General features: G+C 33.4%; 18 protein-coding genes and 1 tRNA gene. 10 read left to right on the forward strand and 9 right to left on the reverse strand.

Annotated features, from left to right (window positions below; translation table 11 throughout):
- Position 1: 1 nt before the first annotated feature.
- Positions 2 to 1303: an aminopeptidase P N-terminal domain-containing protein gene (locus VOI54_RS06775; protein ID WP_326281965.1), complete on the forward strand. Its 1302-nt coding sequence runs from the start codon at positions 2 to 4 to the stop codon at positions 1301 to 1303.
- A gap of 4 nt (positions 1304 to 1307) precedes the next feature.
- Positions 1308 to 2534, forward strand: coding sequence for a M24 family metallopeptidase (locus VOI54_RS06780; RefSeq protein ID WP_326281966.1), 1227 nt, complete (start codon positions 1308 to 1310; stop codon positions 2532 to 2534).
- 46 nt (positions 2535 to 2580) lie between these two features.
- Here VOI54_RS06780 and VOI54_RS06785 read toward each other — a convergent pair whose 3' ends face one another.
- The gene (locus VOI54_RS06785) at positions 2581 to 3648 is read right to left on the reverse strand and encodes a proline racemase family protein (RefSeq protein WP_326281967.1); all 1068 of its coding nucleotides are present in this window, start codon (positions 3646 to 3648) and stop codon (positions 2581 to 2583) included.
- The gene (gene lhpI, locus VOI54_RS06790; protein ID WP_326281968.1) at positions 3645 to 4601 is read right to left on the reverse strand and encodes a bifunctional Delta(1)-pyrroline-2-carboxylate/Delta(1)-piperideine-2-carboxylate reductase; all 957 of its coding nucleotides are present in this window, start codon (positions 4599 to 4601) and stop codon (positions 3645 to 3647) included. Before lhpI ends, VOI54_RS06785 begins: the two co-directional genes overlap by 4 nt.
- A 135-nt stretch (positions 4602 to 4736) precedes the next feature.
- On the opposite strand from lhpI, the gene VOI54_RS06795 reads away from it, so the two are divergent.
- On the forward strand, positions 4737 to 6056 hold the full coding sequence (locus VOI54_RS06795) for a S28 family serine protease (RefSeq protein ID WP_326281969.1): 1320 nt from the start codon (positions 4737 to 4739) through the stop codon (positions 6054 to 6056).
- A gap of 3 nt (positions 6057 to 6059) precedes the next feature.
- On the opposite strand, the gene VOI54_RS06800 is transcribed toward VOI54_RS06795, so the two are convergent.
- Together VOI54_RS06800 and VOI54_RS06805 are read right to left on the reverse strand one after the other, a co-directional pair.
- Positions 6060 to 6533, reverse strand: coding sequence for a GNAT family N-acetyltransferase (locus tag VOI54_RS06800; RefSeq protein ID WP_326281970.1), 474 nt, complete (start codon positions 6531 to 6533; stop codon positions 6060 to 6062).
- 3 nt (positions 6534 to 6536) lie between these two features.
- Positions 6537 to 6968 (reverse strand): YybH family protein, encoded by a 432-nt coding sequence (locus tag VOI54_RS06805; protein WP_326281971.1) that lies wholly within the window; start codon positions 6966 to 6968, stop codon positions 6537 to 6539.
- A gap of 230 nt (positions 6969 to 7198) precedes the next feature.
- Between VOI54_RS06805 and VOI54_RS06810 the strand changes: the two genes are divergently transcribed.
- Complete coding sequence (locus tag VOI54_RS06810; protein ID WP_326281972.1) at positions 7199 to 7477, forward strand: STAS domain-containing protein; 279 nt, start codon at positions 7199 to 7201, stop codon at positions 7475 to 7477.
- 2 nt (positions 7478 to 7479) lie between these two features.
- Here the strand turns inward: VOI54_RS06810 and VOI54_RS06815 are convergent, their stop codons facing one another.
- From VOI54_RS06815 to VOI54_RS06825, 3 genes are all read right to left on the reverse strand, one after another.
- The gene (locus tag VOI54_RS06815) at positions 7480 to 8580 is read right to left on the reverse strand and encodes a DUF4407 domain-containing protein (RefSeq protein ID WP_326281973.1); all 1101 of its coding nucleotides are present in this window, start codon (positions 8578 to 8580) and stop codon (positions 7480 to 7482) included.
- 76 nt (positions 8581 to 8656) lie between these two features.
- Positions 8657 to 9517: a DMT family transporter gene (locus VOI54_RS06820; RefSeq protein WP_326281974.1), complete on the reverse strand. Its 861-nt coding sequence runs from the start codon at positions 9515 to 9517 to the stop codon at positions 8657 to 8659.
- Positions 9518 to 9603: 86 nt separating this feature from the next.
- On the reverse strand, positions 9604 to 10992 hold the full coding sequence (locus VOI54_RS06825; protein ID WP_326281975.1) for a dipeptidase: 1389 nt from the start codon (positions 10990 to 10992) through the stop codon (positions 9604 to 9606).
- Between the two features lie 99 nt (positions 10993 to 11091).
- Between VOI54_RS06825 and VOI54_RS06830 the strand changes: the two genes are divergently transcribed.
- Both VOI54_RS06830 and VOI54_RS06835 read left to right on the forward strand, forming a co-directional pair.
- A tRNA-Leu gene (locus tag VOI54_RS06830) sits at positions 11092 to 11173 on the forward strand.
- 998 nt (positions 11174 to 12171) lie between these two features.
- A complete protein-coding gene (locus VOI54_RS06835; protein ID WP_326281976.1) occupies positions 12172 to 14532 on the forward strand; it encodes a P-loop ATPase, Sll1717 family in 2361 nt (786 codons plus the stop codon).
- Positions 14533 to 14878: 346 nt separating this feature from the next.
- Here the strand turns inward: VOI54_RS06835 and VOI54_RS06840 are convergent, their stop codons facing one another.
- Positions 14879 to 15466, reverse strand: coding sequence for a hypothetical protein (locus VOI54_RS06840; RefSeq protein ID WP_326281977.1), 588 nt, complete (start codon positions 15464 to 15466; stop codon positions 14879 to 14881).
- 85 nt (positions 15467 to 15551) lie between these two features.
- Here VOI54_RS06840 and VOI54_RS06845 point away from each other — a divergent pair, with 85 nt between their 5' ends.
- A complete protein-coding gene (locus VOI54_RS06845) occupies positions 15552 to 15818 on the forward strand; it encodes a helix-turn-helix domain-containing protein (RefSeq protein WP_326281978.1) in 267 nt (88 codons plus the stop codon).
- Positions 15819 to 15826: 8 nt separating this feature from the next.
- A complete protein-coding gene (locus tag VOI54_RS06850) occupies positions 15827 to 16552 on the forward strand; it encodes a helix-turn-helix domain-containing protein (protein WP_326281979.1) in 726 nt (241 codons plus the stop codon).
- Here VOI54_RS06850 and VOI54_RS06855 read toward each other — a convergent pair.
- A complete protein-coding gene (locus VOI54_RS06855) occupies positions 16549 to 17847 on the reverse strand; it encodes a tyrosine-type recombinase/integrase (protein WP_326281980.1) in 1299 nt (432 codons plus the stop codon). The genes VOI54_RS06850 and VOI54_RS06855 overlap by 4 nt on opposite strands.
- 410 nt (positions 17848 to 18257) lie before the next feature.
- Here VOI54_RS06855 and VOI54_RS06860 point away from each other — a divergent pair, with 410 nt between their 5' ends.
- Together VOI54_RS06860 and VOI54_RS06865 are read left to right on the forward strand one after the other, a co-directional pair.
- Complete coding sequence (locus VOI54_RS06860; protein WP_326281981.1) at positions 18258 to 19835, forward strand: sulfatase; 1578 nt, start codon at positions 18258 to 18260, stop codon at positions 19833 to 19835.
- A 569-nt stretch (positions 19836 to 20404) separates the two neighbouring features.
- Positions 20405 to 23176, forward strand: a complete 2772-nt coding sequence (locus VOI54_RS06865) for an outer membrane beta-barrel protein (RefSeq protein ID WP_326281982.1) — start codon at positions 20405 to 20407, stop codon at positions 23174 to 23176.
- The last annotated feature ends 1 nt before the right edge of the window (position 23177 follow it).

A 23177-nucleotide genomic window follows, 5' to 3' on the forward strand; every position in this document is an offset into this window, starting at 1 on the left:
TATGCGTTATCAACAAATACCCAATACCCTTTTTATAGAGAATAGAAATAGATTCATTGCTAAAATGAAGCCAAACACCATAGCTATTCTAACGTCTAACGATATAAAGCATAACAATGCAGATGATGTTATGGACTTTGCTCAAAATAACGACTTGTTTTATTTGTCAGGAATAAACCAGGAGGAGACCATTTTGGTATTGTACCCTGAGGCTTATAAAGAAGAAAATCGAGCTATTTTGTTTGTTAAAGAAACCAATGAACATATAAAAATCTGGGATGGAGAGAAATTAACAAAGGAGGAGGCTGCAAATATTTCTGGTATCAAACGTGTGGAGTGGGTAAATGATTTCGAAACACTCTTACAGTATATGGCTTTTGAGGCAGATGGATTTTATTTAGGTCACAACGAACATATAAAGCGTGTAACCAAAGATCAGGAAACGCGACAAGACAGAATGATTACATGGTGTAAGCAAAAATATCCGTTGCATCACTATTATAGAGCCGCAAAAATAACCAGAGAATTACGCCCGGTTAAAAGCCAGGAAGAAATAGACTTAATACAAAAAGCTGCAGCCATTAGTGTAGAAAGCTTTTACAGTATATTAAAGGCTGTAAAGCCAAATATGAAGGAGTATGAATTAGAAGCTGAATTAATCTATAATTTAGTGAAATCGGGGGCAAAACGACATGCTTTTAAACCTATAGTGGCTTCCGGAAAGAATGCTTGTGCACTACATTACAATACCAATGATGCTATTTGTAAAGACGGCGATATGATTCTTATGGATTTTGGTGTTTGTTATGCGAATTATAACAGTGATACTACACGTTGTTTTCCGGTAAACGGAACGTTTTCCAAGCGGCAAAAAGAAGTCTATAGCTCTGTTTTACATTGCTTAAAAGAAGGGAGTAAGTTATTAAAGCCTGGGATAACACATATAGATTATGAAAAGAATATGGCGACTTTGGTGGAAGCCGAACTCATAAAATTAGGAGTGTTGCATGCTGATGAGGTAGCGAACCAAGACCCGGAAAGGCCTTTATACAAAAAATATTTTATGCATGGAACCGCACATTATATAGGATTGGATGTCCATGATGTTGGTTTATATAGGACAATAGAACCGGGAATGGTATTTACATGCGAACCGGGAATATATATACCGGAAGAGGGCATTGGTTGCCGTTTGGAAAATGATTATCTGATTACAGAAAAGGGACATATTAATTTAACAGAAGACATGCCAATAGAAATTGAAGCTATTGAAGCTTTAATGAATAATAAAAAAGAACAATAGTTATATGAGAACAGTAGGAATTGGAGGATCGACTATTGAAGCTGAATTAAGCAGAATAATACCTACGGCACATTTAGTAAAACCTATTCCAAAAGCCGAATTTCAAAGCCGAATTGAGAAGGCTTGTAGCCTTATGAAAACCAAGGGTGTTCAGGTATTGTATTTGCATTCGGGTACCAATCTGTATTATTTCACCGGAATGCGTTGGAATCCCAGTGAAAGACTGGTTGGTGCTTTAGTATTCCCCAATGGAAAACTTCATTATATAGCACCTAAATTTGAAGAAGGCACTATTTTGGATTTTATGTCTGTTGAAGGCCAGGTACATTGTTGGGAAGAACATGAGAGCCCTTATGAATTATTAACAGAGATTCTTAAAAATAATCATATAACTGAAGGGGAAATTTTTATTGATGAAACTGCGCCTTTTTTTATTTCTGATGGTATTTTAAAGGCCCCATCAGCATATACATTAAGTAATGCAAGGCCTGTAATTTCGGTTTGTAGAATGATTAAGTCGGATACAGAAATTGCCATCATTAAGCATGTCATGAACATTACCTTAGACGTTCAAAAAGCTGCAGCCAGAATTTTAAGAGTAGGAATAAGTGCCAGGGAAGTGATCGATTTTATTAATGAAGCTCATAAACGCTATGGTATTACATCCGACTCTTATTTTTGTATTGTGTTATTTGGGGTAGACTCTTCATTTCCACATGGGGTAAGCAAGCCTAAGAATTTAGAGATGAATGATATGGTATTGATAGATACCGGATGTGTGCTTTATGATTATATATCAGATATTACAAGAACCTATGTTTTTGGTGAAGCAAACAATTTGCAGCGCAGTATTTGGAATATAGAAAAAGAAACCCAACAAGCCGCTTTTAATGCTGCACAAGTAGGGAACACTTGTGCTTCAGTTGATTTAGCTTCAAGAAAAGTATTAGAATCTAATGGTCTTGGGCCGGATTATAAACTTCCGGGCTTACCGCATAGAACAGGTCATGGTATTGGATTAGATATTCACGAGTATCCTTATATGGTTAAAGGCAATGACACGGTTTTAAAACCCGGTATGTGCTTTAGTAATGAACCCATGATCTGTGTGCCAAATAAATTTGGTGTCCGGTTAGAAGATCATATTTATATAACCGCTGAAGGTCCAAAATGGTTTACTGAGTCTTCAAATACTATTGAAAACCCGTTTGGGGTATTCCTTAAGTCCTGAATTCTCTAGCATATTAAATTTTTAACTGATCTATATACAAAAAGAATTATCTTAAAATAAAACCATTTTTCATGGGGTCTTTGGGGTCAATAACAAAAGTTTGCATGCCGGTAATATGTGCGGTGCCTTCTACCTGGGGGATGACAGCTTTAAAAGCACCATAATCTTCTTCAGAAATTACAGAACCTTTAAATACTGATCCTGTAATACTTTCTATGGTCATGACTTCTCCAAAATGTATTTCTTTTCTGGCTTTATGAATTGCCATTCTTCCGGAAACCCCTGAACCTGTTGGACAACGATCTACTTCTCCCTCGGCAAAAATGCATACATTTCGGCTTTCAGCCTCGGATGATTGTATTGTGTTATCAATAAAAATGGTGCCATATAAAAAGCTCAGATCATCTTCATAGGGGTGTCTAATTTCTTTATTGGTGTTCATAACAGCATGTTTTATTTCCATGCCTTTATCTATCAGTGCTCTGTATGAATTCTGACTCAAATCAAAATCAAAATTGTTTTTAGCCATATCAACATAAGCATAAAAAGCACCTCCATACGCCAGGTCATAAGTGACTTTCCCAAGTGTTTTTGTGTCTGCGGTATTATCTAAACTAACTACAAAGCTAGGCACACAATGAAACCTTACCCCGGTAACATAACCATTAATAACATTGACATAGGACGTAATTCTTCCACAAGGCGCATCAATCTTTATTATATTATCACCTTCCTTAGCATCAATCCATTTCATTTCAACAGCAAGTGTTGAGATAGCAATAATAGCATGTCCGCACATGGTAGAATAGCCTTCATTGTGTAAAAATAGAATACCAAAATCTCCCTCATCATCATTTGGAGGCAATAAAATGCACCCGTACATATCAGCATGACCACGGGGTTCAAACATCAATGCCGTTCGTAAATGGTCAAAATGTTCTTTGCAATATCTGCGATAATCCAGTACTGAATGTCCTTTCAATTCAGGAAAGCCATCAACAATGACCCGTAAAGGTTCCCCTCCGGTATGCATATCAATGGTTTTAATTTGAAGCCAATCTTTATTAGGCTTAAACTCCGTTTTGTTTAATATGTTTTGATAGGTGCTATTCATTTTTTGAATTTATTATAGTAATAAGTTGCTGCGGCTAAATCTTCCAGGGCATGACCAACAGATTTAAAAACAGTAATTTCGTTTTGGTTTTGCCTTCCCGAAGATGTCTTTGAAGTTAAATCAAATAAATCTGCTTTAATATCCTCTTTTTTAAGAATTCCTTGTGTTAGTGGAATGACAATGTCTCCGCTTTCTTTTAACCCACCTTGAAAAGTATCTACAAAAAGAGACGCTTTTGCAACAGTATCATTATCTGCCTCACGCATATCTTTTTTATAGGCGCCAACCAGATCAACATGCTGGCCGGCTTTTAAATATTTTCCCAAAACTAATGGTGTTTTGGATAAAGTTGCACAAGAGATTATATCAACTTCAGATATTATTTCTTCGATGGTTAAAACAGGTTCAATATTGAAGTTTTCGCCTTTCAATTCTGAAGCAATAATTTGCGCTTTTTTAAAATGCCGCCCCCAAATAAATACATTTTTAATGGGTCTTACAGCAGCATGTGCTTTTATAAGATTAGAGGACAATGCACCGGTACCTATCATTAACATTGATGTGGAATCTTTTCGGGATAAATATGTTGAAGCTAAAGCAGAAGCAGCGGCTGTTCGTTTTACGGTTAAACTTTTAGCTTCCAGAATAGCTTTAATGGTGCCTTTTACAGAATCAAAATAAATGTATGTTCCATGTATTGATGGTAAGTTAAATTTACTGTTTTCCGGGCTTACTGTTACTATCTTTATACCGGCATCTAAACCAGGATTCCATGCGGGCATTAGTAGTAATGTGGAGTCTGTATTGACTTTTGGATTAGGAAAATCATGATGATGCCTAAGCGGAACTATAGTATTGTTGTTAAAGAAACTATGTTTTAACTCATTAATCAATTCAGAAAACACGGTATGTTCTTCAATAAAATTGCTGTCTATTTGTAAAATGTGTTTCATAAGTTAAATGTAACGAAATCCTATTTTGTGATTTAATACTATCTGTTAAATAGCTAAAATGCTATTAAATATAGATAATATAGTATCATATATGGGGTTGGAGAAATTTTATCTTTAAAATTTAAATACAACGAAATGAATTTTTTTAAAAAAATAGTACTTCTATTTCTAATCGCTGTTAGCAGTTTTTCATGTAGAAGTTCAGAAGTTGTTTTAGATGGCTTAACTTTTGAAGAACAATTAAACGTATTATTTCCTAATGCGGAAATTAGCTCCGTTAAAGTTGATGATCATTTTTTGGAAGCGTATCAGGTGATCTTGAAACAACCTTTAGATCATAATAATTTGAAAGCCGGTACTTTTAATCATTATGTGTATGTATCTCATGCCAATTATTCTAAACCCACGGTATTGATTACAGAAGGTTATAGTGCTAAGCATAAAACCTATGAATTAAGTAAGCTTTTACAAGCTAATCAAGTCATGGTAGAATACCGGTTTTATGGTAAGTCCAGGCCTGAGCCAATACCTTGGGAATATCTAACCAATGATCAGGCTGTAGAAGATTATCACATCCTAATTGAGAAATTAAAAAAACTTTATAAAGGAAAGTGGATTTCTACAGGAATAAGTAAAGGCGGAGAAACAACATTAATTTATAAATCTAAATACCCTAAAGATGTTGATGTAGCGGTGCCTTATGTAGCGCCTTTAATTAATACCCAGGAAGATATTAGAACAAATCATTTAATTAATTCAGTAGGAACCGAAGCCTGTAGGGATAGAATAAAACAATTTCAACGAACTATTTTGAAACACAGAGATGAGATTTTAATAGCATTAAACGCATATGCCGAAAAGAAAAATATGAAGTTTACTGAAGTTACTATTGAGGAGGCTCTGGAATATTCGGTTTTAGAATTTCCTTTTTCATTTTGGCAATGGGGAGGGCATTGTGAAGACATTCCGGAAGATGGTGCCACTGAAGATGTGCTTTTCAACTATTTAATTAAAATTTCCGGAGTAGGCTTATATAATGATAAAGGGATTGACTATTATTTGCCATCCTTTTATCAGCATATGAAAGAACTGGGGTATTACGGGTTTGAACTAGAACCGGTAAAAGATTTGCTTAAAGTGGTTAACTCAACATCTAATAAACGTTTTGCACCAAAAGATGTAGACTTGACTTATAATCCGGATTATATTAAACGTGTTAGGGATTATGCTGAAAATAAAGGAGATCATATTTTGTATATCTATGGAGCTAATGATCCCTGGGGAGCCTGTGCACCAATGCCAAAACCAAATGTAGATGCATTAAAAATGGTTTTAAAAGGGGGGCACCATGGGACAAGAATTAAAGATTTTTCTAATAGTGACAGGCAAAAAATATACAGCAAGCTGCAAGAGTGGTTAGGAGATGATGTAGAGCTATATCCGTTAAAGAACTAAAGCTTAATTATTCGGATTCTCAATGTTCAGGCGCATATTGACCATATGCTTTTTAAAGCCCATCTTTTCATAGGCTTTAATAGCAGGGATATTATCCTGATAAACATCTAATCTGATTTCAAATATATGATGAGCTTTGCACCATTCTAAAAGGGCATTAATGATAAGTTGATTTAGCTGTTTTCCTCTGTGATTTTCTTTTACAAACATAAACCCTAAATACCCTTGTTTAGTATGTTTAAGATAATGCCGGTCTGGTTTTATTTTGACATAGCCGGAAGCAACAATCTCCTTATTAATTTCTATAACAAAGACTTCAGAGTCTTCATTTGTAATTAGGTCAGAAATATCATAATAGTTAATGCTGCCATCCTTTATTGTAGGGTCAAAAGGACGTTCAGCTTTTATGACACCCTGTTCAAATAGCAGTAAAACCGGTAAATCCTTTAATGTTGCTTTTCTAACAATTGGAGTCACAATTTAACTGGATGTATCAGCAATAATTTTCCATTCACCATTAATCTTTTTAAATACTAACATAAAGATTCCGTCGGCATTTCCAACTTCGCGTTTTAAATGATACTCACCTAAAACATAATAGGCCCCTTCACTTATTTTAGTAATATCATTAATTCTAAAACTAAGCTTTCCTGTATGATCTTTTGTAGGGTATGCCTTTTGATACCGCTCTAAAGTATTTTCCCAACCATAGGTAACACCATTACTACCATAAAATTTAAGCGAATCACTTTTCCAATACCCTTCCATAAATCCTTCCAGATTATTATCAGACCAGGCAAGCCTTTGTTTTTTTAAAACCTTCTGAATGGCTTTCTTATCTGTATCCTCGTTGGTTTGAGAAAAAGCACTAAGCGCGCATACCATACAAAATAAAATAACAAACTTTTTCATAAATAAACAGGTATATTTTTAATTAAGGATTTATTTAGGTAAAAGTAATAAAATCTAAGGTTTAATAGGTTACTCATCGATGAAATTGGCATAGAGATTGCTTTTGTCTGTAGTTGAATTGTATTGGTCGATTAAATACCAATAATCGTCTATTTTTTTTTATTTTCAATTCATAATCAGTTGATTATATCCCTAAGATTAATAGCTTAACCGTTAAAAACATTTTTGTTATGGAATTAAAAATTACGAATTGCAACAATTTTTTCAAGATTAAAGGCATTCTTAACAAGGGTAATGTTGAACTTTTTCAAGAGGAGTTCAATAATATTTTTGAAAAAATAAACGAGCTTACTATTAGCATTAAAGAGGTTAAGAGCATGGATAAATATGGCGTAAATGCCATTGCTAAACTTCATGAAGAGGCTTTAATGAAAAACAAAAGATTTTCTATTATTGGTTATGGTTGTAAAGAGCTTTATGATCATTTTAAAACTGATACTGCAGCTTAAAATTATAACACGTTTTTTTGTTGTTTGTAGAAGGCGTCTGCTTGTAACTGCATGAGCTCTCTGGCTTTTTTGCGTTTGTAAGCATATAGTTCTTCTTCGTCCTTTATATCATTATAGATTTTGTCATTAATGGCATAATCTGTTTGTAACATAGCTTCACGTTGGTTTACATTTTGAAGCACATTTGTTTTCACCGCTGTTTCCTGATCTTCCAGCTTAAAATCATAAGCGCCTTTAGGAGATAATAGTTTTGCTAAAATAGGAGCGGTCTCAATAGCCAAGAACAATAGAAATATAAAGAATGAAGGAAGCCAGGGTAATTTTCCCAGCGCATTTACTCTGGCCATTAAACCATCAAAATTGTTTATTACAGGTTGTGTGCTAGTAATTTGGCCTTCATAATCACTTTTTAATTGAGCTATTTCAGTTTCAATAGTGGCAATTTTTGCCTTGTTTTCAGCTTTTAGACCATTTAGTTCTGCCAACAGGGCATCGTGCTTTTCCCGCTTTTCTTTATATACCGGACCTTTGCCTAAAAGTTTTGTGCCTGCTGTTCCTTCTGCTTCAGCAATATAGGTGTCATATAATTGATTGACTTCAGCTTCTTTAGTATCTATTTGTTGTTGCAGTTGAAGTATGTCATTATTTAATTCATCAATGGTCGGTGTAAATTGTTGAGCTATTTGGTTTTTGTTAGCCAGAGTTAATTCATTTTTTTGCTCTAATAATACCTGATTAATCTCTTTTTCAAAAATTTTTAATTCCAAAGGCTTTGAAATAACCACGGCAATAATAATAGCCAGTATAATTCTTGGTAAAGCTTGAATAAGTTCATCTATAATATTGCCTGTTTTTTTAATGGTAGAAACAATATATCTGTCTAAATTAAAAATGAGTAAGCCCCATATTAATCCGAAAAAAATAGCGGTGTAAAGATTATCAAAAACGGTATAGAGAGCATAGCTGGCAGCAATGCTTGCCATAACTGCGGTAAAGAATACGGTAGCTCCAATACCAGCATATTTGTTTTGCTCTCCAATGGAACAGTGGTCTAAAATATGTGTATCTGCACCAGAGCAGATAATGAAAAAACGCTTTAACATACTATAGGTTTTGATTGATGATTGACTATTAGAACGTTAAAGATGATAAATTGTTACATTAAACAGTAAAAAATACTCAAGAGGCCTTGGACCTTATACTTTCAATAATGACAGTAATTAGTATTAAAAACCCTCCAATATAGGTGTTAAGTGCTGGTACTTCATTTAGGAAAAAAAACGCAATAATAATTCCAAAAACGGGTTGAGCACTTGCAATAATACTGGCCGTGCTTACCGAAAAATGCTTAAAGCTTCCAATAAACAGTGAATGACCTATAGCGGTTGTAACTAAAGCCAGAGTAATTATGTAAGGATATTGTGTTTTTATATTGCCGGAGTCCATTAAGAACATTACGGGTAATAAAATTATACTGACTATAAAGGCTTGTTGCATCATCAACACAGTCCCATTATAAGTGTGTACGTGTCGTTTTAAAATCAAATTTCTCAGTGCATAACATAGCGCTGAAAAAACACCAAATAATATCCCTTTGAGATGTGTGTTTTCAAAATTAAAATCTGGTGCCAGAATATAGATACCTATTAAAACCATTAGCGCCAAAACAATGTGAATAGGGTTAAGTTTTGTTTTGGTAAAAAAAGGCTCTAAAAAAGCGGTAATTACAGGAAAGGTGAACAGAGATAACATGCCTAATGCTACGTTTGATAGTTTTAAAGCATAAAAATAAGTAATCCAGTGTACGGCTAATAGTATGGCACTTAGGACTATTGAAGGCAAATCCTTTTTTGATTTAATACCAACACTTAGTTTTTTATGTTTTGAATAAATAAAAAGAAATAAGGCTCCCAATATACTACGCCACCATATGATTACAGGTACGGGGAGGTCTATAAACCTACCTAAAGCACCAGAGGTGCTAATAAGTAATGTAGCTAATGTGAGTAGTAAAAGTTGAGTACTGTGTTGGTTTTTCATGATTTGCAGCTTATATACGCTAGCTTTGAGACAGGCAATGTTATCTCCTATTGTTTCTGTAAATAAAAGATAACATTCTTAAAAAACTATTTTGAAAGTTCTGTAAAATACTTGTAAAATAACGGGATGGTTTCTATACCTTTTAAGTAGTTCCATACGCCAAAGTGTTCATTAGGAGAATGGATAGCATCACTATCTAAACCAAAGCCCATTAAAATAGTTTTGCTTTTCAGTTCCTGTTCAAAAAGCGAAACAATAGGAATACTACCTCCACTACGTTGGGGTATGGGGGTTTTTCCAAAAGTGTCCTGATAAGCTTGACTGGCAGCCTGATAACCTATACTGTTTATTGGAGTTACGTAGCCTTGCCCACCATGATGTGGTGTAACCTTAACTTTAACACCTTGGGGTGCAATACTTTCAAAATGGGCTTTAAAGAGCGTGGTGATTTCCTCCCAGTCCTGATGTGGTACAAGGCGCATGGAAATTTTAGCATAGGCCTTGCTTGCTATAACCGTTTTTGCGCCTTCGCCGGTATAGCCGCCCCAGATTCCATTAACATCCAAAGTGGGTCTTATTGAATTTCTTTCATTGGTACTAAAGCCGGTTTCTCCATAAACCGCTTCAATATCTAAAGCTTTTTTATAGTTTTCCAGATTGAAAGGCGCCTTTGCCATTTCAGCACGCTCTTCTTTGGAAAGCTCCTCAACGTTATCGTAAAACCCCGGAATGGTAATATGGTTATTCTCATCATGTAATGAGGCTATCATTTTAGTTAAGACATTGATTGGGTTGGCTACCGCACCTCCATATAAGCCTGAATGTAAGTCTCTGTTAGGCCCGGTTACTTCAACTTCAACATAGCTTAATCCGCGTAAACCGGTGGTGATTGACGGGGCATCATTGGCTATCATTCCCGTATCTGAAATAAGAATGACATCATTCTTTAATTTCTCATGATTATTTTTTACAAAAACAGCTAGATTTGAGCTGCCCACTTCTTCCTCGCCTTCAATCATAAATTTAACATTACAGGGTAACTGGTTTGTAGCGGTCATAAACTCCATAGCTTTAACATGCATATATAGTTGTCCTTTGTCATCGCAGGCACCACGTGCAAAAATGGCCCCTTCCGGGTGTTTTTCCGTGTTTTTGATAACCGGTTCAAATGGTGGAGCATCCCATAAATCTATAGGATCTGGAGGTTGTACATCATAATGTCCGTAAACCAAAACTGTTGGCAGGGTTTTATCAATTATTTTTTCTCCAAACACAATGGGGTAACCATCTGTTTCACAAATTTCTACGGTGTCACAGCCTGCTTTTTCTAAGCTATTTTTAATGGCTTCGGCTGTTTTGAAAACCTCATTTTTATATGCAGAATCTGCACTTATGGATGGGATTTTCAGGAGTTCTATCAACTCTGTTAAAAACCGATTTTTGTGTTCTGAAATATAGGATTGAATCTGATTCATAAAAAATTATAAGAATGTATTCAAAAGTATAAAAAAGAAAGTTTTTTAATACTATAAAGTTTGCAATTTAAAAATCTTGTTTATATTTGCAGTCCTTTTGCGGGCGTGGTGGAATTGGTAGACACGCTAGACTTAGGATCTAGTGCCGCGAGGTGTGAGAGTTCGAGTCTCTCCGCCCGCACAATTACAAATCGTTAATTAGCTACAAATAAGCTTTTTAGCGATTTTTTATTTTTGTATCCCCCTAATATTCCCCCTTTTAATTGATTTTAAAGGGAAAATCCATAATACTACAAGTACATTTATAAGAAGATATGAAACATCAAATAGTTGTTTGTGTTTTGGTTTAGACTTGTGATTAAGTTGGGATTTAATATTGTACTAAGGAGGTTATTATAAACTCTGTATAGCCTAGTGATTTTAATCATCTGATTTTATACTGAAGCTGTTTGATTAGAAAGGGTAAGTAAAAGTCGAAAAATCCTAGCGAAAAATGTTAAAATGTTGAGGGTTGGTAATGAAATAATGCGTTTCGGAACAGGAGGGCTAACTCTCACGCGGGGGTAGAACCCAAATAATATAATTTTCTAACTATTTTTTAAAAGTTCTGAAAACCCCAGTAAACTCCAGTATGTTCAAAACGTACAATCTAGTATGTTCAAAACGTACAATCTAGTTTGTTCAAAACGTACAACTAATAAGAATAAATATAATAAGAATAAATATAATATATAGTATGATTTTTAATTCTTAGAGCTGTTATCTGTTTAAATAAATGGCTACATATAACAGCTAAATCAGTATGAATCATATAAGGCGAATTTGAAAAATGTTAATTTAAGCTGTATACTATTACATAGGTGCGTAGCTTACGTTAACATTTTGTTAGAAAAGGAGGTGTTGTTAGAGGGTGATTTGAGGCTCTTTTAAGAGGTTTTTTTAGGTTTTAATAAGTTGGCATGAATGAGTGGGTTTTCGTTTGCTATAAGTCTTTAAATGATTTTTTAAAGTATTTGTTGATTAGCTATTAACCGTGCTTTTTTATAAATGATTAAAACTATAATTAAAGGGAATGTTGAATATTAATTTACTGTAATGTTTTTTTGTTTAAAAAAATTCCTACCAAAAATGAGCTATAAGGCAGAAATTTCCTTAATTTGGTTTTCTTAAAAATTATATATGCAAACAGGTTTTTTTGCTTATGGTTCCCAAATACCGTCAAGCGGCGAAAGCATAGAAGAAGCTATAAAAATTATAAATGATTCAGTGGATAACGTGAACATTGAATCATGGACTAATTTACAGATTTCAGGGTCATTAATTATATCAAATATATTAAATGCAATTGATAATTGCGATTTCTTTTGTGCCGATTTAACTGGTATCAACGATAATGTTTTATTCGAAATCGGTTATGCGTTGGCAAAGAAGAAGCCCATCTATTTAATTAATGACGTATCGCATGCGGATTCTCTAAGGAAATTCAATGAGCTTGGTTTGTTGTCAACCGTTGGATATTATCCTTATACCAATACGAATCAAATTGTTGAAGGATTCCATAAAATGTCTCCTCATGACCCGATAGATAGGTATTGGGATAATTTAACAGCAACTTTGCCTAGTTCTTTTGACAGAAAAGCATTATTGGTGTTGAATAGCCAAGTCGAAACAAATTATAATCTAGAAATCACCAATCTAATAGATTTTTATAAACTACCAAGTGTAATTGATGATGCTAGTGAGAATATTGTACAACCTATAAGCTGGTATTTAGAGCAATTGCATTCAGTGCCCGCCGTACTTGTTCAATTTTCATCCCAAGCTAGAAAGGGGTTTGAAACTCATAATTCAAAGTGTTCTTTAATTTCTGGAATAGCGTTAGGATTGGAGTTGAAACTTCAGATTATTGCGGAAAAACCATATAGTATTCCATTAGATTTTAAGGATTTGTTGAAGAAGTTCAGTAATCGAAAGGAGTGTTCCTCATTTGTCAATGATTTTTTGGAAAGCTTGCATGAGGAAATTGCAGAATTACTTATTAACCGTGACATAAAGGTTAAGGACAGAAGAAAAAGGACTGAATTACAGAATGTTAATTTTGGTGAAGCAATTGCGGAACATGAAAGTAATAACATATATGATTATTATGTAGATACTAATCATACTCAACAACTTGTAAAAAATGAGTATAATATTGTTGTTGGAAGGAAAGGTTCTGGAAAGACAGCTACCTTGTATTATTTGAGTGAAGATTTATCTCAAGATGTAAGGAATAATGTAGTTTTGATTAAACCCGTGAATTTTGAGGTTGATGGTTTAATTTCATTAATGGAGGAATCTAATAGTGAATTTGAGAAGGGGTTTTTAATAGAAACCATTTGGAAATTCTTGATTTATACTGAAATAGCTAAATACTTATATTATAAAACTAAGAAAAAAGCTTTATATGCTCTAAGAGAGGTTGAGAACGAGTTTTTAGAATATGTTGATTCTGTTAAAGGAGTTTATTTGACCGATTTTTCAACAAGATTGGAAGAGCAAATAAAGGTTCTTAAGGAAAACAATATAAAAGATATAGGTGCAGGAAATAATAAAGAATTTAGGTTAAAGGTTTCAGAACTCTTACATGAAGGTTCGATTTACAAGATGAAGGAGTTTTTTAGTGAGTTGATACCAAAAAACCATAAGCTAATTGTTCTTATTGATAATTTAGATAAGTCTTGGAGAAACGATTCAAAGATTAATATTTTGAGCAAGTATATTTTAGGGCTGCTTGGTGTTTCTGGACGAATTTTTAAGGAACTGTCGTATGTCAAATCTAAAGATAAGAAAATCGATTTCCATTTAACAATATTCTTAAGGAGTGATATCTTTAAACAAGTTATCTCCTTTGCTAGAGAACCTGATAAAATTGAAGTTTCGCGTTTAAAATGGGAAGATCCCGAGATACTTTTTAGGATTATTGAAGATAGGTTTGTAGCATTAAGTCAAGGTGAATATTCTACTAAAGAATTATGGGATAGGTTTTTTGAGCCGAAAGTTGAGGGAGTACTGACTAAAGATTTCATCATTAAGAATATATTTCCAAGACCTCGAGATATTATTTATTTTTTTAAAACATGTAAAGATACAGCAATATCTCGAGGTCATGAGATAATAATGGAAAGAGATGTTATTGATTCATTGAAAGATTATTCTAGTTGGGTTTTTAAATCTGTGTTGGTTGAAAACGGAATTACATATAAGCAAATGGAGGAATTTATGTATGAATTAATGGCTGGTAACCGTATTGTGTCTAAAATAGAAATATCTTCAAAGATGTCTGCCGCAGGTATATACAATGAAGGTGATTCTGATGTAGAAAAGTTTATTGACCATTTAGTCAGTTTAACAATCTTTGGAAGAGAGACAGCTAAGGGGGTTTTTACTTACGAGTACGACGTTAATAATGCAAAAAAGATAAAAGTCCTAGCTCAAAAATTTAATTCAAACCTGTTTAAAATTCATAACGCCTTAATCTCTTACCTAGAATGCGTATAGTGATTCTTATATTGCTAATTAATAGGTGACTTATGATGTTATTTAAGCTGTATATTATTATTTAGGTGCGTACTTGCGTTAACATTTTTGCTGCACAAATAGTTTTCTTTATCATTTGCAAGTTCACATAAGAATATTGAAAATTAAAGGTGTCTAAATTAGACATCTTTAACTATTTTAGTTTACTCGTTGAAACTCTGTATAATAATAACCTCTATTATAAAATTCGTTATCTAATTGCCCTGTCCTTAATGGGGTGTCAGATAATTTGAAAAAGCTAATTTCTTCTAAGACTCCTTCATCACTAATGAATAGTTTAAATGTTTCATAAAAAGGGTTTTGTTGATTATTTAAATAGTTTATTAAAAAGAAGTATGAAACGATAATAGCTTTGTCTGCTCATTAGCAAAGATTTTATGAATGCATAAAAAGTGTATAATATAATACTCCACTTAATTATGTTTATCTCATTAATAAATTCTTTTATTGCTAAAAAATAATTGGTTATATCATCATATAACGCTTCCATGAAAGTATAGGATAAGATGTAAACTGCTAATGCAATAATCCAGAAGTAGATATCAAAATTAAGTTCTTTTCGTATGTTGAGGTAATCTTCAGAATACTCATTAAACTTATGCTTTGCTTTTAAATGAGAATATGTATGAGCGGAAACAAGGTTAAAGAGCATGAGGAATCCTGAAATAACAGCTAAAATCAGGACAGATTCACTAACTTCTTCATTGTGAAAAAACACAACAAAGCTACTTAAAAGAGAAAAGAAGGCTACCCCCAATCCTTTTAAGATTCTTAGTCCAATGTTTTTAAGTTTAAGAAAGTAAAAAATCAATTTTAAAGGAAGAATTAAGATTTGAGACCAAATAAGATTAAATAAAGTTTGAGTAATAAGTAGGTCAATTAGAAAGTCAATCATATTATTTTAATTGAAGAAAGATAGTCATCAATTGTTGACATAAATGTTTACAGTTGAGGTAAAGATATGAACTAATATTGACTCAATGTCAATAAATGAAAAGAAAATTAATTCTTACAAGATGCTTTTTGGTGATAACTTAAAAAAACTTAGGGAGTCAAAAGGTTTGTCTCAATTTGAATTAGCATCTACTATGAATGATATTGCTTCTAACTCAAAAATTGATAAGACTACGATTTCTAGGATAGAAAATGGCAGGACAAATGTTACTCTTTCAACAATTATTAAATTAGCCTTAGCATTAGAAGTAGAGTTGAATGAATTATTTAGTTTCAACCTTGAAAATAGTTAGTTTCTGATATGGCGAAACTTCATTTAAAAGGATTTTTAGAGAGTTTAGATTTTTATTGTTATGAGAAATTAATGTATGAAATATTATGTGACTTTAATTCAAGTAGGGGGATTGAGCTTAAGCTTCCTGAAAATGACGATGTATTTAACAAGTCTGTTTATGATAAATTAAAGATATTCAAAACATACTTTAATTCTCGTATCAAAATTGTGAATACAGAAAAAGGAATTGTTTATAAGAGCAGGATAATAGGGTATAAAAATGAAAATCGTTCAATATTAAAGGCTATTGAAGAAATTAAAAGCGGATTTTCTCAAATTTCATTGTGGAAGTATAAAGTAGACGAAGGTAACTATCAGGTGTTGAAAAGTGATAATAAGGAACATAACACCTTTTTTCTTTTAAGGTACGAGCTGTATTTTGATTATCTTAAACTAAATAAGGCTGTTTTGATTGATTTGGAGGGATTTCTGAATAAGAGTTATGCTGAACAGCTAGGAATATTGAAATCTGAGAATGTTGACAGTAAAGTTTATTTAAGGGATGTTGAAACGGAAGCAAACAAGGATGAAAAGTCTAATTTACTTACTATTAATGATGCGTGTGATTTATTGGGTAAATCTAGGTCAACACTTCATGTTTGGACTGAAAAAGGGTATTTAAAAAAGCACATTATAGGTGGTTCTGTCTATTACTTTAGGGATGAATTGTTAAAAAAAATAAATGGAGCCTAAACAGCCATTAAGGTTGCTTCGTGTTCTCTAATTTTTTTCATTTTTAAGTGGTACTCTTTTAATCTTATCGCGTATTCTCTAGAAGGGATTTTGATGTAGTCAATGAATTGCTTTTCAGTTGTATGTCCAGTGATTTTCATTATAGTTAATGTGTCAATTTTACCATAGTGCAAGGTTGCAAATGTTCTTCTGCAAGTATGACTTGTAACTAGTTGCCATTTGGGGAATTTACCAAATTCTTTTCTTCTGGTTTTTTTATTCATTTTTCCTCCTTCAACAAGGTCATTTATTTCCGCTTTTTTACATACTTTCTTAATATATTTATTGAAGTTTTGGTCGCTGATTTTACGAGGCAATTCGCCTTTTCTTTTGTTAAGTGTTTGTTCTACTTGTTCGAGTATGGGGATGATTACAGGGATGTTTGTTTTCTCATTAGTTAGCTCAATAAAACCATCGTTGAATTTCTTTTTGTCCAGTGTCAATAGATCTGAAATTCTTAAGCCTGTCCAAACCCCTATAATTAACCAATCTCGTGCGTTGTCTAGATAGCTATCAAGCTCAAATTCTTTGTCGAATATTTTATTTATGTCTTTTTCGGTAAGTGCGATGTCTTTTGTTTTGTTTTTTGGTGTAAAAAAGTCAGGGTCTCTAAAGCTTTGGTTAACTTTAAAGCCTTGTCTTTCCGCATAGCGCATAAAAGTTTTAATATCGTCAATATATCCGCCAATAGTGTTCGGGTTAAGTTTGTGTGTGTCTCTTAAGTATTCTGTAAATTTTGTGTGAAATGGAACGTCTATGTCGGTTAGTTTTATATTTAAATTATGCTTTTCTTGAAATGAATTAATTTTGGTTAAAGTAGTTCTGTAATGTTGTATTGTTCTTGGTGCTATTGGTTCGCCTGTTTTTCTGTTAGTTCTTAAAAGTGATTTTTCTATAAAAAACTTTATAAACGATGTCAGGAAATATTTTGAATCATTATTCGTATCTGTATTTCTATTGAAGTAATTGTTGATAATAGTTTTAAGCCACTTTTTTGAGATTGGAACCCCATTGCTATTGTCAAGGGTGTATCTTTCAATAATGAATGGTTTAAGTTTATTTAGGGCGTTGTTTACTTTATTGCGATATTCTGCTTCTGCTAGGTTTCTAACTCGCTGTTTTGTCGTGCTCCAATGTTTTCTGTCTACATATAGGTCTAAAGGTGCTTCGTGGTCAAATTTTCCGCCTTGTTTGAACCTTAGATAAACGGAAGTTGGATTATTTTTGCCATGTAGTCTATAGTTAATCGTTGCCATTTTATATATTTTGTAATTGCAAAATAATAAAAATCCCCTAATATCCCCCTTATTAATAAAACAATTCTATACATATCAAGACAGATTAAAATTGTGCTTATTTTAAATGTATTGTGATTACTAGTATTTATTGGTGTTTTTGTTTTTTTGTGTTTGTGTGTGTTTTAAAGATTTGACTATCTCCGCCCGCACTGAAAAGGTAAGGCTTCTTGGAAACAAGAAGCCTTTTTTGTTTGGGTACAGAATAGACATAATATTTTGCCAATCTAGTGTCTTTAATTTATTTTCTGAAGCTTTTTTATTTGATAGGATTCAAGACTATTATTTTAAGATAAGAATTATACTTTGAAAGAATAAAATGGACAATGCGAAACTTAAAAATGGCGAAAAAAGATTAAGTTTGGTATTTTATGAGCCAAAGGCCTCAAACAAAATCCAATACAGTAATGACATACTACCGTTTTTATTTCCCTTTAATACTTTTTTTTATAAGCTTATCTATAGCAAGTTGTCAGAAGAAAAATAAAACAACTTCTCCGCCTAATATTGTTTTGTTTTTAGTAGATGACATGGGATGGCAGGATACTTCCGTTCCTTTTTGGAATAAAACAACTGCTTTTAATAAACGATATCATACTCCAAATATGAAAAGGTTGGCGGCTCAGGGGATGAAATTTACCCAGGCCTATGCTACTCCTGTGTGCTCTCCAACCAGGGTGAGCCTTTTAACAGGTATGAATACCGCACGTCATCGGGTTACTAACTGGACCTTACGCAAAGATGCTTTGCAGCCTATGGAGCGCGATCATAAAACGCTCAATTTTCCTAAGTGGAACGTTAATGGGTTAAGCCCTAATGCCGGTTTAAACGGGGCTGTTCATGCAGACCCATTACCCGCTTTACTTAAAAAGGCTGGGTATTTTACCATTCATTCCGGTAAAGCCCATTTTGGAGCTATAGGCACTCCGGGAGAAAACCCGCTGAACTTAGGTTTTGATATCAATATAGCCGGACATGCAGCGGGGGCACCGGCCAGTTATTTTGGAGAAGACAATTTTGGGAATACTGAAAAAAATAAAGGTAAACCATGGGGAGTACCTGGACTGGAAAAGTATCACGGTAAAGATCTTTTTCTTACCGAAGCACTCACAATTGAAGCTAAAGCAGCTATGGATAGTGCCTTAGATAAAGAAAAACCTTTTTTCCTTTACATGTCCCATTATGCTGTACATACACCAATTATGGGTGATAAGCGTTTTTTGCAAAAATATTTGGATGCAGGGTTAGACCCGCGAGAAGCCAAATATGCAAGTCTTATTGAAGGCATGGATAAAAGCCTTGGGGATATTATGGACTATTTAAAAGAGAAAAATATAGATGATAATACCATTGTCCTGTTCATGTCAGATAATGGTGGGCTAAGTGCGCATGCCGCACGTGGTGGAGAGTTGCATACGCATAACAAGCCCCTGGCAAGTGGTAAAGGGTCTATTTACGAGGGTGGTATCCGGGAACCTATGATTGTAAAGTGGCCTGGAGTGGTTGCACCAGCCAGTGTAAATGACAACTATCTGATCATTGAAGATTTTTACCCTACTATTCTGGAAATGGCAGGAACAAAAACATACCATACTGTACAGTATATAGATGGGAAAAGTTTTATACCGTTACTTGCAAATAACAAATCAGGGCAAACAGATAGCAGGCCTTTGTTTTGGCATTATCCAAATGAATGGGGGCCTAGTGGTCCGGGTATAGGAGCTTTTAGTGCAGTGCGTTTAGGGGCATGGAAACTCATTTACTATCACAATAGTGAAAGCTATGAGTTGTTTAATATTGTTGAAGACATTGAAGAAAAAGACAATAGAGCAGTTACAGAAAGCGACAAAGTTAAAGCGTTAGCATCAGTACTTACCACTTATCTTAAAGACGTTGATGCACAAATGCCCAGTCATAAAGCTACAGGAGAAAAAGTGGCATACCCTTAAGATGTTTACAGACATTACTGCTTTATGAAATAGTACTTATTTAAGTGTATTAGTTTTCAATTTTTAACAATAACCTTAAAAGCCGGAGATTTAGTGAAAATAGTACTAAGATGAATCTTGTTTTTCAAGCTATAACTGATTCAGAGTGCTTTAAAGAAATGACACTATTGAAATACCCAAAAAAGTATCATTAAAAATTATACTTTAATAGCATATGTAAGTTTAACCTTAAGGTTAAGAATGGTTTAAGCAAAAATAGTATCAAAATAGGTTTAAGAACAGGTGGCATAATAAGCATAACATGAATAATTTTATTTTCGAAATTAGAGTTTCATTAAAGTTTTTTGTTTTAGTTGGAAAAAGTTGGTGTTAGACACCAACTTTTTTCATGATTTACTAAGTTTTAAAAACGAATTTCTACAAGATCATATGCTTATAAAGCAACACAGTGTTTTTACCATTATTTTAAGATAAATCGTTAAAGTTTTATTAAAACTACAATAGCTTATTAAACTTTTTTTGGAAACAATCGTCCTACTCGGAAATCATCGGTCAATCAATAAAATTCAATGAAGAACTATCTTTTTGGTTTAATGTTGTTGTGTACAATGTTTTCCTTCTCCCAATCTAAACAATTTACAATTTCCGGCACTTTAATTTCTGATGATAATAATGCGCCTTTAGAATCTGCAACAGCCTATTTAGAGCGTGTAAAGGATAGCTCATTGGTAAGTTATACCATTACGGATAAAGATGGAAGTTTTGAACTGACCGATAAAACTTCAGATTCAGAATTAAAATTGCTAATCTCCTATGTAGGATATGAAGCGTATACTAAAACTATAAAAATTGATAAGCCTGTTGTTAATTTAGGTACAGTTAATTTAAAGGTTGACAGTAATGCATTAGATGCTGTAATTATTGAATCCAGTCCACCAATTATTGTTAAAAAGGATACTCTGGAGTTTAATGTAAAATCATTTAAAACAAAAAAGGATGCTAATGTAGAAGATGTTTTAAGATTGCTACCGGGAGTAGAGGTTGACGAAGAAGGAAATATCACAATAAACGGGCAATCTGTAAGCAGGATACTTGTTAACGGAAAACCATTTTTTGGAAATGACCCTACTATAACAACCAGAAATTTGACCAAAGATGTTATTGAAAAGATACAGGTTGTTGATACTAAAACAAAGGCACAGGCCTTTGCAGGAGAAGCAAGTGATTCAGAAAACAAAACCATAAACCTTACTATAAAGAAGGAAAATAATAAAGGTGTATTTGGGAGGCTTGCGGCCGGAGCAGGTACTGATGAAACATATGAATATGCAGGGATGTTCAACAGGTTTGATAATGATCAAAGATTAAGTGTTTTGGCTGGTGGAAACAATATCAATTCTCCCGGATTTAGCTTTGGAGAAATCAGGAAAATGTTTGGAGGAGGTGGTAATTCTAATATTGGCAGCCGTGCTTTTGGCGGTGGTCAGGGTATAGTAACTTCAAATAATATAGGTCTTAACTATGCAGATGAACTGGGTAAAAAAGTAGATCTAAGTACAGACTATTTTTATTCGGGAAGTAGCTCGGAAAATGAAACATCAACCCAGCGCGAAAATATTTTACCGGATTCAAGGTTTTTTACAAATACCAATTCAATATCTTTTAGTGATAGCAATAACCATAGTGTTAATACAGAGTTTGACATTGAAGTAGACTCTACACTTTTAATAAATATTGAACCTTCATTTAGGCGTACTAAGAATAAAACAGTTTTTTCACGTGATTCAGAATCTTTAGATGAATTTAATGTATTAACCAACCAATCTACTACAGAATCAGTCGTTGAAACGTTTGGTAACAATTTTAGTAATGATTTAGACATTACTAAAAGATTTGGATCAAAGGGCGCTTATTTAAGGTTAAGTGTTGAAAATGAAATTAGTACCAGAGAGCGTGAAGATTTCTTGTATTCAGAAACCAATATTTATGGTGATAACCCCAATGACATCATTAGAGATCAGTTTACTGAAGGCGATAACAATTCAAATAATTTTGATACGGAATTAAGCTATAATTTACCGTTAACAAATGGTCTTTCAGTAGATTTTAGTTACAACTACAGAAGAAATAAGACCGAAGACAAGCAGAGTACTTTTGATAAAGATATAAATGGGGATTACTCCATTTTTAATGAGGATCTTAGTACGGACTTCGAATATATTAATGAACAAAATTCACCGGAAATCTCATTGAGATACAGAACGGATAAAACCTATGCGAGGTTCAGAACAAATTATATTTTCAGAACTTTGGAAAACAGAGACCTGTTAAGAACTCAGTATAGTATTAAAAGGAATTTTGAAGCGGTAGAGTTAAGTTCTTATTTCAGGCATAGATTTAGCTCAAAGTCTTCAGTCTATTTGGGGTATAGGTTAAATAATGATCCGCCACAATTATCCCAGTTACAGCCATTTCAAAATGTTTCAGATCCATTAAATACTATAATAGGAAATCCTAACCTGGAGCCTACAAATAATCACGGTTTTCGTTTAGGATATAATGCGTTTAACCCACAGGGAGGAGCCGAATTCAATCTGAATATTAATGGTAATATTGTTAATAATGAAATTGTTTCCAAGACTGTAGTAGATGAAAATTTTGTAAGAGAAACAACCTTTGCTAATGTGAATGGGAATTATAATTTTGGAAGCAGTGTGGAGGTTGGAAAGAAAGTGAAACTGGACACTATTAGAACCTTAAGATACGATATTGGAGTGCGTGCCAATATAAGCCGAAGGATAAATTTTAATAATGGTATTCAATACGCCGGTGATGTGAATTCTATTTCTCCAAACATCAATTTTATATTTACCTGGAAAGATGTTATGGAGATTCGTCCACGCTACGACATTACATTGACTAAAAACAGGTATGATATTGATTCTTTTGATAATAGGGAGTTTTTATTACATACTTTGAATATTAATACAGCTACGTTTTTACCTAAAAATTTGGAATGGAGAAACAATATTATTTATACCTATAATTCTAATATAGCTGATGGGTTTCAAAAAAGCGCATGGTTTTGGAATTCTACATTAGCCTATTCAGTACTTAAAAATAAAGGTATTGTAACGCTTAAGGCCTATGACCTGTTAAACCAAAACACTAATGCCAGGAGGATTGCTGCGCAAGATTATATTCAAGACTCACAAAGTACAGTGTTGCAACAATATTTTATGCTAAGTTTCAGTTGGAAGTTTAATAGCTTAGGAAAACTTGGTGAAATTGATAATAATGACTCAGGATATAGAGGGCGCCGGCATTATAGAAGGCGTTAAA

The organism is Alterotamlana spongicola, assembly GCF_035818475.1.
Taxonomy (GTDB): Bacteria; Bacteroidota; Bacteroidia; order Flavobacteriales; family Flavobacteriaceae; genus Cognatitamlana.